The organism is Enterococcus sp. DIV2419, from assembly GCF_051711865.1.
Classification (GTDB): Bacteria; Bacillota; Bacilli; order Lactobacillales; family Enterococcaceae; genus Enterococcus; species Enterococcus faecalis.
On the sequence record NZ_JBIONS010000001.1, the window covers coordinates 1,776,700 to 1,789,211 of the forward strand.

The following is a 12,512-nucleotide window of genomic DNA, read 5'->3' on the forward strand; positions in this document are numbered from 1 at the left end:
TCCTCATTAGACATACATACACGAATATATTTCATCTTGCACCAATTGTTTTCTCAAAACTTCAAAAGTAAACTTTTCCTCGTACGCATTAGTAGGCCCTTCTGAAATAACTCGTTTTACCATGACCGAGTTAAAATAAATTGGCTCCACCTCTGCTTGTAATCCAAATGGCCATAAAGTTCCTACGTAATCAATCATCATTTGCGTTTCTGGAATGGTTAATTTTCTCCCTTGAACAGAAACAAATAAACCTAATTCATCTGTAGTAAAAAGCACTTTAACATCTTCGGTTAATAATTCTTCATCTAATTCGACAATGGTTCCAATTGGATAGATTTCTGTAAAAATTGTATCAACGAAACCCATAAATCGTTTAAATTGTGGCACGGTCAATACAACTTGTTTTTTTAACCAAGCAAAAGTGACTCTTTCCTCTTCATAATCAAAACTAATATGAATAATCGCGCCAATTCTTGGTTTATGTTCATAACTTGTGGTTTGATTGAGGAAACTTTGATAAATATTTTGAGCTAATTGGGGTTGACCGCCCAAAATTAAACCGAGTTCGTTTATGGTGTCCTTTGTTATTTCTCCAGTCAGGTTGCTACTTTCTAAAGTAGCAACCCACAACTCCTTTTGTTGTTGATTCATTTTTCTTCACTCCTTATTGACTAATTTTCATAGTAGCAGCTCCCGCTTTATCATCCTTGGCTTTATTTTTTCCGGCAGCAATCATTTTATTGGCGCTTCCTTTTGCAAATTCTTTGTAACTTTCTAGAGAAGAATTGATTTGCTCTATCATTGTTTTGAATTCTGTAAAAGGTCGTGCATTTGTTTGAGAAAAAGATACAGTTTTCATTTTGCCAATTCCTGAAATTGTGCTGTTTGCTTTATTGACAGATTGCGTCCATTCCGATAAATTTACACCGCTTTTCATTATTTTTTTCACTCCTTTATTAAGAATCCAAACTCATTGCTATTGATAATAGTGCCGAAATTTGTGAATTTAATGAACTGATTGTCATGGCTTCACGTTGCGCTTCTTCTTGTAAGTTAGACAATTTCCGTTGAATCGTTTGTAAATTTTCTTGATTTTTTGTGGCATATTTTGATAAATCACTATCTACTTTTCTAACTTTTTCATTATACTTATTCCGTCGTGTGCCTTTAAAATTACTTCCAGAAATACTCTTTAACTTATTAGAAACGGTTGATTTCAATTGATGAATATTAAGAATCTCTCGACTTAATTCACGAATTGCTTTTTCTAATTCTCGAATTTTCTGATCAATTTGATTTTTGTTGGCTTGTGCCGTGTTGACCTGACTACTTAAATGACTGGCTTCAGCACGCTTTCCGGCTGCCAGTGCTCTTTTTTGCGCTTTTATTGCTTCATCACTCATGAGGTTCCTCCTTTATCGAATTCCTAAAATCGTTGAAATCACTTGAGCCAATACACCACTAGCAGTATTTAAAAATAGATTAGACGTAAAAATTTTCCGATTCATTTTAATGATTGTCTCAAATTGTTTTGCGTCTTTTTCTTCAACAGCTTTTAGTACTTGCCTGTTGACTTGTTTTGTTTCGTCTTCATTTTTCAATGAAGTGATTACTGCTTTAAAATTAGCTTCAAGTACCGGCCAATCATAAACAGGTTGTTCATTTTTTTGATGATTCTGGTTGCCAAATATCGAATGATGAATAGTACTATCTGTGATATCCCCAACAGTAGTTGACGAATGTTCTTCATGATTATTCGAATGCATTGTATTGCCTTGTTGAATCCCTGTGTTTAGGTTGGCCTGGTTGCCATGAATTACATGGTGATTTCCTTGAATAATTTTTTGTTCCGCAATATTGATTTCTGAATACACATTTTTGTGATTGAATGCCGCTTCAACTGCATTACGGACTTTGTTTAAAAATTCAGCATCTTGAAAATAAAGGGAGTAATTATCTCCAGAATTTAGTTGAAAGATTAAATATTCTTTATTACTTTGATGTCTTTGATAAACCATATAGATATACAATCCTGTCAATCCCATAATAATTAAACTAATCCAACGTAATCCTTCAAACCGAATAGTTCCAAAAGCTAAAACAAAAATGCTTATGGCCATCACAGGAATTCTCATCCGCTTAGTTCCAGCATATATTCTGGAAATGTTACTTAATTGTAAAGTTAAATGATCAAATCTTAAAATGTTATCTTTGATAATAAAATGATTTGTTTCAATTTCTTCTTCGCTCTTTTTCATATCAATTAATTTTGACAATTCATTATTCATAATTCCACTCCTTTTTATTCACTTACTAACTTCACCCGCATTGCTGTTCGACCTTCAAAGAAATGAGATTCATCCAATTCCACGGCAGATTCATTATAATCACTTTTCGTTTTAACAAAGCTTTGGTCTGCGAGTCTGGTACCAACCATACCCGCTGGGATATTAGCACGTAATACTTTATCGGCATCATTAAAACTGTTTTCCAATAATTTTTGATTGGTTTGGAAAATAAAATACATCGCGACTTGGCTACCTTTTTTCAGTAGGATATTTAGGTTTTCAGCACTAATAAAGGATTTTTCAACAAATTGTTGTGCTTCGGGAATATAAATCAACATTGGTTCATACTCACTAATCATTTGTCGTTGTTCAATTTCCTGTAATAATTCATTGACAAAGCTTCCATATTCAGTTCCTGCAACCACCGTATCAAAGCTATCTGCATAACCGCCAAAACGGTCACTATGGTTAAAGATAATCCGTTCGGCACGCCCTCTAAAATGCTTCATGTCTTCGATAATCACTTTTTCAACAGATTCATTTTGTTGTGGTGTATCATCACCAATCACAAAATAACCGTGTTCCGTTGGTTTGAAGCCCACTATGTTAGTCGTTTCTTTATCAAAGGCAATGGGGAACTCCATATTTTCCAGCATTTGTTGCGCGTGTGGATGATTGTATAGATTCGCCATAGCGATTGTTTTCGGTAACATTGGGATTGGTAGTGGTCGTTCACCGCCCCATTTTTGGCTCATCTTTTCAATTTCTTGTTCTAAACGGTTTAAACGAGCGATATCATTTTCCCCTTCTGTTGGTAGATAGATTTGAATTTCTTGCGGCTGTTCCAATTTCACTTGTGCACGTCCCATAATTTCTTGTGGAATCAAAGCTTCTCGTCCAACAACATCACGAATCGCATCTTCTTCTACTAAATACAAACCGATATGTGTTGGGATATTACTTGTCATACTCATTTTAAAGCTATTTGTTCTTAAGACCGTAATAATGGTATACAAGCCAACACTTGCTCCTTCTCGTAGCAATTGATTTAAAACAGATTCAATTGGATCTTCTAATGGGCTTTCTTTGACTGCATCAAACCCATCTACAATCGTAACAATCACTGGTAATTTCTGTCCTGATTTTTCTTCGTATTGATTTAAACTAGCAACACCGTATTCAGTAAAGGCATCTTTACGCTCTTGAATTTCTTTACGAATTCGTTTTAAGAATTTAACCAATTTTTCCTCTTCTTCTAAACGGACTAAATCAGCAACGTGTGGTAATTTTTTCAACGGTAACAACCCATTTGTACCAAAATCAAACAAATTAAATTGAACTTGTTCTGGTGTATTTTTACGAGCAAAGTTCATTACTAGGGTTTGCAAAGTTGTTGATTTACCGAACCCCGGCGAACCATATAAGGCAGTATGATTTAATTCGTGCAAATCGAAATTGAAATTGACTTGTTCTTGTTTTGCTGGAATATCCATAAAACCAAAAGGAACAGAAAGTTCTCGTTGTTCTTGCCATTGCGTTTTAAAAAGTGGTGAAACAATTTCTGTTGCTAATGGAGGTAACCAAGGTTTCTCTGGTAAAGTTGCTTGACTTTCTTCCGCATGGTTGGCAATTTCTTCAACAATTGCGTCTAATTGTGTTAACTCTTCCTCCGTTTTAATAGAAACCTCTTCTTCTTCGGAAAGGTCGGCAGTTAATAATTCGTATTGTCCTAATTGATTAATTGACCAAATCCTTTCATCCACTTTTTCTTCCTTGGTAGCGAATGGATCATAGTTAGCACCACTCCAAGCAGATTGGAATAATTCGTAAATTTCATTATTCCCTACTTGCAAATAAGCACGACCCGGTTGAGTAATACTAGCAGCATCTGGGGTTTTAATAATCTCATTGGAATCATTGGCGTCAGCAACTTTTAATGCCAGCTTAAACCGTGAGTTTGACCAGATTTGGTCATCCACTACGCCGCTTGGTTTTTGTGTCGCTAAAATTAAATGTACACCTAACGAACGACCAATCCGTGCAGTAGAGACAAGTTCTGCCATAAAATCTGGTTCATTGGCTTTTAATTCAGCAAATTCATCGCTGATTAAAAATAAATGGGGTAATGGCTCACTTGGATAGTTTTTCTTTTCTTCTGGGTCAGTAATTTCTTTACCTTGTTTATATAATTTCGTATAACCATTGATGTGGTTAACCCCGTATTCTCCAAATTTTCGTTGCCGTTTTTGTAATTCTGCACGAATACTTTGTAATGCTCTAGCTGAACTAGCTCCATCTAAGTTAGTAATCGAACCCAATAAATGAGGTAATTTTGCAAATAAGTTAGCCATTCCGCCTCCTTTAAAATCAATAGGTAAAAAACCTACATCTTCTGGAGCAAAATTAACAGCTAATGACAACATATAACTTTGAACGATTTCAGACTTACCAGAGCCAGTCGTTCCTGCGACAAGTCCATGCGGTCCATGGGCACGTTCATGTAAGTTCAAGTAAACAATGTCATCTTTGCCACGAACACCAAGAGGAACTGCTAAAGACTTAGAAGTATCGGCTCTTTGCCAACGGTCTATTACATTTAAATCCTTTATTTCCTTTACATCATATAATTCTAAAAAGTCAATTGCTTCAGGAATAGCATTCTTCTCCACTTCCACATGCTGCAAATTCGCCAAGCGCTGAATCGCATAAGCAAGCGGATAAGCAGTCGGTAAATGATTAGGAACGAAGTTTTGGTTCACATATTTATTATTTTGATTGATTAAAGTCGCCGCTTCACTACTTTGATACTCAATCAGTGTAGTTGTCGTTTCTGGTAACATATTTAAAGCACCTTTTCCCCAAATAACTGTCACACCATATTGACTCATATCTTCAGCTAAAAATTCATTTAAGCCATGCCCTGACAACCAACTTTCCTCTAAAATCGACAGAATGTACTGTGGTTGAAAGTGAACTTTTTCATTGCCGGCTTCGCGCACTTGTTGACGACGTTTCGTAATCATTTGATAGAAAGAGTTTAAAACCATATCCCTTGTTTGAGGATCATGAACAATCCCACGCAAATTCAGGCTGCGGATTTTGACGTGTGGCAACCAACGCCAAGAATGCCAATCTTTCTGATAATCTTCCTCTGGTACTAAAGTAACAAACTCTACGTCACGATAGGAATGTAAAACAGACACTTGAAATAACAACGTTTGAATGGCTGTCCTTAAAACAGCAGGTGTTCCCGCCAATCCTAAGGTTTGTCCCATTAGTGGTACAACAATCGGCGCCTTTTCTAATTGTTTATATGGCCATACTAATTGTTCTTCAGCTTCTTGACTTAGTGAATCATCTTCCGTTGACTGATAATTTGTCGTAAAACTTGAAGAAATTTCACCAACCCCTAAGCGAACTGTCAAAAAATCTTCATTAGTTATCATGCGTTCATATATCCGCGCATGATACTCTTTTGTCATTAAGGCTAATTCGTTCATGGCAGGATTCATATATTCCAAGGCCTCTTTTTGTTCTTGTTGCAGGATACTTAAACGAGCTTTCTCTTGTATTAAATATTGTTCGTAGTTATTTTTCCGTTCGATATTCTTTTGCTTTGTTTCTTTTTTATTGGTGAAATAACTAGAGACTGAAAAACCAGCCGTCAATAAACTCGCTCCGCCCATACTAAGCATCATAATTGGATTGCCCCCACTTAAAAAGCTTGTTGCACCACTCAAAACGACCATTCCTAAAGGTGGGACAATCGTCCGTAACAGTTCATTTTTCCCTTCTGTTTGCTTGGCTTTTGGGGCAGCAATTTCTATTTGTTTTTTTGGCTCCTTCAAGTGAATCCGTGGGCTTCGTCGAAATGACGGGAAATCGACAGGATATTCTGGAATAGCCTCCTCTTCTACAATTTGCCAAGGATTCAGGGAATATGTAGCTCCTAGACTTGTTAACTTTAATTGTTTTTCCCGGACTTCAATGATTAAGCCATTGACAACTAATTGATCACCGACTGTAAAAGCATAGCTTCCTTTTTCAACTAAATAATGATTGTAGTAAATCGTATCTTCTCCGGGATAAACCGTTGCTGTATATTCCCCAGTTTCTGGTGCTAGTGTAATATTGATGATGGCATCTGTTTCTAATGAAATCGCAGCATTTTTGGCAGAGGCAATTAAAAAATCTTTCTGCGGTTTATTGGTGGTGACAGTAATTAATTCTTCGTGGGGAAAAACAGAAAAATTTTCAGCAGAATTAAAGGTTTCACCATTACAGAATAATTCTTCATTTTCGTAAAAAAATAATTGTTGATTGATTGAAACACTTGGGTTTTTAGCCGTAATTTGACGGTGAAGAAGTTGGGGACCAAAATAAAAAATGTCAAAATAAATCATGCTAGATGTATGAATTTGATCATTCACAGAGACCAATTTTTTACTGATTTTCGTTGTCATCCGTTTTTCCTCCCAAGATTTTCATGTATTTATCAATCGCTTCTTCATATTTTGTTAACAATGCTTGTTTTTTCTCGCCGTTCATTTTGTTATTGGCTTTGGTTGCATCATATAATTTTGTATAGGCATGTAATATATATTGGTTATCGCCTAAATTTTGGGCAATATCTAATGATTTTTCAAAGTCTCCTTTGCCAATATAAATCCAATAAAGTAAGGTATTTTCACTAGATTTTTGAGATAAATTATTTAAAATTGCTGTTTTTTGTTCATTTGATAAATTATCTAGTTGGACAGAACTAACAGCAGCAACATACTTAGCTCCTATCGGCAATTCTTCTGGTGTATCTTCTTTTAATGTTTTCGTAACACTTGCATAGTCATTAGAAATATACTGCGCTTCTGCCAAACTCACTCGCTCTTGGGCTGGTAATTTTTTTAAGACATAAATCCCTGTTGTAGTTGCAAAAAGTAGCGTTAAAGCCAATAACACTAAGCTGGCCCATTTAAAGGTTAAATAACTTTTTTTACTCACTAATTTGGTTTCTGATTCACGCTTGGCTTTTTGACGAATGACTTGTTCACCAATGATTTGCTCAATTTCATTGATTGTTTTCGCCTCTTGTAATTGTTTAGATAGCGTATCTTTCAGGGTGCCATTCCCTTGAATTAATTGTTCATACTCATACTTTGGATGTAAGATTGCTAAAATCAGTGCTCGATATTGTTTAAAAAATTCTCTTTCATCTGCTGAATAAGGCACAATGACCTGCATAAAACCACGATGAGCAATTAATAATTCTTCTCCCAAGATATAGATGTTTTCTGGATGAATAAAGGGTTGGACCGGCGTACCTAAGAAATCAACCAAATAATGAACTCTTTGCGCTAACAATAATCGCTCATATTGATCCATTTTTTTTATCGCTTGTAAAATGGATTGCATATATTGATCCTTATGGTATTGAATCACTAACGCTTCTTCCGTTGCTTGTATTATTTTTCCCGATAAAAATCCACGACTTGATTTTAAAAATTGTTGAAACTGTTCTAGTCTTTCTAACTGATATTGATTTGCTTGTAATGTCACTTGAACATATTCTTTTGTTGCTTCTAACGTGATTGTCTCTGAAATATCCTTTAACTCGCTCATCCATGTGTCTCCTTTATAATTTCTTTTACTACTAGTTGGTCGCCATTCCCTAATGGATAATCTGCAATTAATTGATTGTCAGCTAAATGAATTGGTTTATTCAAAACAACCAATTCAAATGATGCTGGCAAACGGTTTGGCAACAGCTCAAACGATTCGAGTAACAATTCTTTTAAACGTGCAACTGATACCTGATTAGGGATTTGCAAATCAATAATTTGATTCGACACATGTAAGCCGATACCAATCGATGTTCTTTTGTTCATGTTTCTTTCACTCCTTAATTTCCGCTTTGTGCACGATGATATGAAAAACGGTTTCCTAGAAAAACACCAACGAATAAAATAACTATACTTCCTAAAAAAATACCACTGTACAACCAAAAGTTTATGGATATTTCTCGGTGAACCTCAAGAGATTCAACGCTTTCAGGAGAAGTGACCGTTGCCGCCTCTTTGAACAGAAAAGGCCTTACCTTTTTATCAACTGCTAATGTTTTTGCATTCTGTTCTGTCCTAAATACATCATTTTTTGCTTCGTTGACAACCCTCGCTTTACTTTGATTGACTTCTTTTTCTCTCTCTGCTTTTATCGGTAAAAACAAATCTGGGATAATGAAATTCACTTCTACGTTTTTTTTCTGCTGATTGTCTTGGTAGAGCACTTGATTATTTATTTTTAAAGCGCCTACTTCTTCTGCTTTTGTTTTTGTTGATGTCAATGACAAATAGAGCATACTAACACTTAGAACAATCACTATTTTTATTATTTTTCTCATGGCTATTCCTCCGGTCGTACAAACAAGTTAAGGACAATACCTAAAACAAGTAAAACGATTAAAATAAGGTAACTAACCCAACTAATTTGTACGCCATTTACTAAAGCAGTAAAGCCATTTTGGATATTTTGAAGCGGCGATAAACGATAGAGCCAATTGCTTAATGAGCCTACCTTTGTTGCAATGCCTAATAAAGGTGTCAACATGAAAAATAACCCCAGCATAGCTCCATAAATATATAAAGTAAGTTTTTTAAATTGGCGTAAACAAGCACAAACCAAAAGTGCACCGCTAGCAAATACTAAGAAACTATAGCTAAACCAAGCGAATCGATTTATTTGAGATACATTGAACACCAGTAGAAGTGAAAAGACACTCCCAAACAAAATAACCGTAATCAAGAGTAATAACAGATTTGGTATATTTTGCCAAACTCTGGTTGGTTCAACCAACGCATCCGCTACAGTAACTGTTCTTTTCTTCATAAAGCCTTGGAAAGTTAGCGCAATAACGAATGTTAAAATACTAACAATCAAGGTAGCGTAATAGGGAATTAAAGAGACTTGTCGTGTTTCGCCAAAGATTCCTTCTCCTTGAATTGGGCTCGCAAGGAAACTAAATACCCGTGGATTATCAGCACCGCCGTCTCTTGTATTAGCCAATACTTTTTCAAATGTTTTGGCATACTCTTCATTTTCTTTGGTTGTTTTCTTTGACTCATCAATTGAATCATTTAAGTTTGCTAAAATATTTTGCGCATGATCTTGAACTTTGGTTGTTGAGGCTTTCAATTCTTTGATAGTCGGGGCAACATCTTTGACTTTGGCTGCTGAATCAGCTGTTGTTAGACTAGTTTCTTTCGTTGTTTGCATTAACGTTTGCATCATTTTAACTAAATTTTCTGTTTCTACATCTAAAGTGCTGGTTTGATTTTCTTCTGGATGTGGATTTCTTTCATCAATTACAGAAGTAGCTCCCACTTTTCCAGCTTCTTGCCAAGTAGCATATGTCGCATTGACTTGTTTTGTTGCTTCATCAAACCATGTATTTAATTTCTCTGCTTCTCGTAATAATTTTTCAGGGACCGTCATTAAATTTAATGTTCCGTAAAGTGTTGTAGGTCGTCCGTCTGTATTTTGATCTGTCTCAGTACCAATTAATTGTTTTAATTGATTAATTTGTTCATCTGTTTCTCGATATAATTGATTTCCTGTTTTTTTATATTCGTCTAATAATTTATCTGTAATCATCATGGTTTGCTCGTTTTCAGTGATATTGTCGTACATCCAGTAAATGGATGTCTCACCTGCTAACTCTTCAATTGTTTTATCCTGATTTTCAGGAGCGGTTAACATTGCTGCATACTCTTGAATAGATAGACTTTGATTAGGCGTACCATATAAAGTCACAATTTGTTGTGATACAGTATCTAAAAGTTGAAATTGCTTCATAATTTCAGGAATATCGGTTACTAATGGTTGGTCCATTGCAATATACACAGCAAACGAACGTGCATTTTGAAGCTCATTATTTACCCGCCAAGAATAATTGATCTGATTAAATGCTGTTTTTTGTTGTTCTGGTGTCAGTTGCCAAACCATTGGTAAGTCAATTGTTAAAGAAAGTTTTTCTGGAAGTGGGGGCAAATCATTTGCTGGCTCAGTTACTTTTTCAGATTCTTCTTCGGATTCTTCTACCAACTCTTCTTGCGTATTTTCTTCGTTCACTTCATCATTCTCAGGAATCTCAGCTTGTATTTTCACTGGTTTGGTAATTGTTAGCTGTGTTGGGGTAATTGCTGAAATATCAATGCTGTAACCTGCACCTGCTAACTGCTGATTCAAAGATGTTTTAATTGTTTGAACTTTTGAATCATCTAAAAGAAATGACAATTCGCCATTTTGTGTATTGGTTTGTCGTAATGAAATAACCGACTCTTGATTTGTCGCTAGTGAAAAAGTTACTTTTTCTTGTGGAATCGCTATAGTATCTTCATGAAGTTGTTTAGATTCCAAATACATAAAGCGGCTTGAATTGGTGAAATCAAGTTCATGTTGTTCTGCATATCGCTGAATAATTTGTAACTCATCACGGAAAAGATTGCCTTGTTCAACTGAAATCCTATTATTCATTTCTAATTCACTAACGAGTCTTTCTAAACTTACAAAAGAAATTTCACTTAGTGATTCTTCTAATCTTTCCTGATAATTTTTATCTAAGTTAGGTATATTTTCTTTTTCGTTCGTAATTAACTGAATAATCGCTTGCTTAATTTGAGTGTCTGTTGCTATCTCAGGTGTTGCTTCAAGATCATTATAATATGTAGCCGCAATTTGCTTTTTTAACGCAGTTAATTGTTCTACTTGCATATGTAGTTCTGCAATTTCTTTTTGTAGTTCGCCAATGCGATTGCTTTGTGTTTCTTGAAATAATTTAGATTCTGATAAAAAGTCAGCATAAATCCCTGAGCTTCCTTGTTCACTTGGTGTGTAGAAGGAGCTAAACTGATTGATTACCGTTCCATTTAGTTGATCGAATTGTTGTTTGTATACTGTCGTGTCACTTTCCCATTGATTAGTCAATTCTTGTTTTTGTCTCTCAAACTGTTCATTAAATTGTGCAATTGATTTTTTTATTTTTTCATTTGCTTCTTTCGAATACTCACCCACTGATTTTTTCGTATCTTCCGTTGTCTTACTAGTTGATTCTAAGCTCTGATTATTGCTTTCTAATAAGGTTTGTACTGATTTTACAAACGCTTCTTGCTCGTTTGTAAATAATTTATTGTCCTCATCTAAAATACTAGCCGTACTTAATACTGTCGTATAATTCATGGGAATTTCTTTAAATGGTTGCTGAATTGTTTCTTCTAATTGATTTTGATACAGCAACTGCGTATCAGTAATTTGGTTAACGTTTTGTTGTGCGATAACTAAATTTCCAACAATACTGGAAAAATACATCTGAATTACGCGTTGGTTAAAATCTTTCAAAATAGTATTTACTTTGTCTTGAATTGCTTGATTGGTCAATTCATTTTGTCCGTCTCGCACTTGGTATTCAACAGAAGCCTGCTCTGGACTAACAGCTTGTAGTGACAATAATTTCTCCGAAAAATCTTGCGGAATAATAATTTGGGCATCGAATTGTCCATTTTCAACCCCAGATGTTGCGATATTCCGAGTCGTTGTTTCCCATCGATTAGCTGTATCTTTGTTAATTAATGTGACAAAATCAGAACCTAATGCATAACGTTTTCCTTCAAAACTTGCGCCTTTATCTTCATTAACTAATGCGTACTGCATCTTTGTTGTCTGATCTTTGCTACTTCGAGTCACGTTCTCATCTTTAAACCCTAAATGAATGAAAAAAAGTAATAACAAGAAAGTTGCTCCAATTGCTAAGGCAAAAGGGATACCTTTTTTTATTTTCCCTTCCATTATCTTCTCTCCTTTAGAAAAAGCGCTAGTGCAATTCATTGCGCTAGCGCTTCAATCTTTGATCAATTAAAAGCCAAATGATCCTGCATCTTGACGGTCACGTTCTGCGACAGTATCTGCGTATTTGTTTAATTGTTGATTAATATTAATCAATAATTCTTCCATCTGTTTGACATTACCTTCCAATTGATTGTACTGCTCCAGATACGCTTGAAATGCTTGCCCTTTCCATTGTTGTGAAATTTGTTGGTTCATTGAATTCACTTTACGAATCGCATCTTGAATTTGCGATGATGCTTGCGAATATACTTTCGCTTGTGATTTCAGTTGTTCTGGTGTTACAGCAATTGATCCTGCCATAAGTAATCCCTCCACATTTTTTATAGTTTT

At 35.2% G+C, this 12,512-nt stretch carries 10 protein-coding genes; all 10 read right to left on the reverse strand.

Going from position 1 to position 12,512, the window contains the following annotated elements:
* Window positions 1-6 precede the first annotated feature (6 nt).
* Genes IGI97_RS08325 through IGI97_RS08370 form a run of 10 tightly spaced genes read right to left on the reverse strand, consistent with a single transcriptional unit; the run spans window position 7 to window position 12,482 of the window.
* On the reverse strand, window positions 7-651 hold the full coding sequence (locus IGI97_RS08325; RefSeq protein ID WP_421502860.1) for a DUF4176 domain-containing protein: 645 nt from the start codon (window positions 649-651) through the stop codon (window positions 7-9).
* A 13-nt stretch (window positions 652-664) separates the two neighbouring features.
* Window positions 665-937 carry a hypothetical protein gene (locus IGI97_RS08330; protein ID WP_438738393.1) on the reverse strand — a complete coding sequence of 91 codons (273 nt, stop codon included), beginning with the start codon at window positions 935-937 and terminating at the stop codon, window positions 665-667.
* A gap of 19 nt (window positions 938-956) precedes the next feature.
* Window positions 957-1,403, reverse strand: a complete 447-nt coding sequence (locus IGI97_RS08335; RefSeq protein WP_438738395.1) for a YwqH-like family protein — start codon at window positions 1,401-1,403, stop codon at window positions 957-959.
* Window positions 1,404-1,415: 12 nt separating this feature from the next.
* Window positions 1,416-2,288 carry a DUF6232 family protein gene (locus IGI97_RS08340; protein WP_421502862.1) on the reverse strand — a complete coding sequence of 291 codons (873 nt, stop codon included), beginning with the start codon at window positions 2,286-2,288 and terminating at the stop codon, window positions 1,416-1,418.
* A gap of 14 nt (window positions 2,289-2,302) precedes the next feature.
* Window positions 2,303-6,751 carry a type VII secretion protein EssC gene (gene essC / locus IGI97_RS08345; RefSeq protein ID WP_438738397.1) on the reverse strand — a complete coding sequence of 1,483 codons (4,449 nt, stop codon included), beginning with the start codon at window positions 6,749-6,751 and terminating at the stop codon, window positions 2,303-2,305.
* Window positions 6,732-7,904 (reverse strand): type VII secretion protein EssB, encoded by a 1,173-nt coding sequence (gene essB, locus IGI97_RS08350; RefSeq protein ID WP_438738399.1) that lies wholly within the window; start codon window positions 7,902-7,904, stop codon window positions 6,732-6,734. The genes essC and essB overlap by 20 nt, the downstream gene beginning before the upstream one ends.
* On the reverse strand, window positions 7,901-8,170 hold the full coding sequence (locus IGI97_RS08355) for an EsaB/YukD family protein (protein ID WP_010712367.1): 270 nt from the start codon (window positions 8,168-8,170) through the stop codon (window positions 7,901-7,903). The genes essB and IGI97_RS08355 overlap by 4 nt, the downstream gene beginning before the upstream one ends.
* A gap of 14 nt (window positions 8,171-8,184) precedes the next feature.
* Window positions 8,185-8,682 carry a hypothetical protein gene (locus tag IGI97_RS08360; RefSeq protein ID WP_438738401.1) on the reverse strand — a complete coding sequence of 166 codons (498 nt, stop codon included), beginning with the start codon at window positions 8,680-8,682 and terminating at the stop codon, window positions 8,185-8,187.
* Between the two features lie 2 nt (window positions 8,683-8,684).
* Window positions 8,685-12,161, reverse strand: coding sequence for a type VII secretion protein EsaA (gene esaA, locus IGI97_RS08365; protein ID WP_438738403.1), 3,477 nt, complete (start codon window positions 12,159-12,161; stop codon window positions 8,685-8,687).
* 27 nt (window positions 12,162-12,188) lie between these two features.
* Window positions 12,189-12,482, reverse strand: a complete 294-nt coding sequence (locus IGI97_RS08370; protein WP_202564659.1) for a WXG100 family type VII secretion target — start codon at window positions 12,480-12,482, stop codon at window positions 12,189-12,191.
* Window positions 12,483-12,512 lie beyond the last annotated feature (30 nt).

Coding starts and splice junctions, on each gene's coding strand:
- essC (WP_438738397.1), bottom strand. CDS start 6,751: ATGACAACGAAAATCAGTAAAAAATTGGTCTCTGTGAATGATCAAATT.
- essB (WP_438738399.1), bottom strand. CDS start 7,904: ATGAGCGAGTTAAAGGATATTTCAGAGACAATCACGTTAGAAGCAACA.
- IGI97_RS08340 (WP_421502862.1), bottom strand. CDS start 2,288: ATGAATAATGAATTGTCAAAATTAATTGATATGAAAAAGAGCGAAGAA.
- IGI97_RS08335 (WP_438738395.1), bottom strand. CDS start 1,403: ATGAGTGATGAAGCAATAAAAGCGCAAAAAAGAGCACTGGCAGCCGGA.
- IGI97_RS08355 (WP_010712367.1), bottom strand. CDS start 8,170: ATGAACAAAAGAACATCGATTGGTATCGGCTTACATGTGTCGAATCAA.
- IGI97_RS08360 (WP_438738401.1), bottom strand. CDS start 8,682: ATGAGAAAAATAATAAAAATAGTGATTGTTCTAAGTGTTAGTATGCTC.
- IGI97_RS08325 (WP_421502860.1), bottom strand. CDS start 651: ATGAATCAACAACAAAAGGAGTTGTGGGTTGCTACTTTAGAAAGTAGC.
- esaA (WP_438738403.1), bottom strand. CDS start 12,161: ATGAATTGCACTAGCGCTTTTTCTAAAGGAGAGAAGATAATGGAAGGG.
- IGI97_RS08330 (WP_438738393.1), bottom strand. CDS start 937: ATGAAAAGCGGTGTAAATTTATCGGAATGGACGCAATCTGTCAATAAA.
- IGI97_RS08370 (WP_202564659.1), bottom strand. CDS start 12,482: ATGGCAGGATCAATTGCTGTAACACCAGAACAACTGAAATCACAAGCG.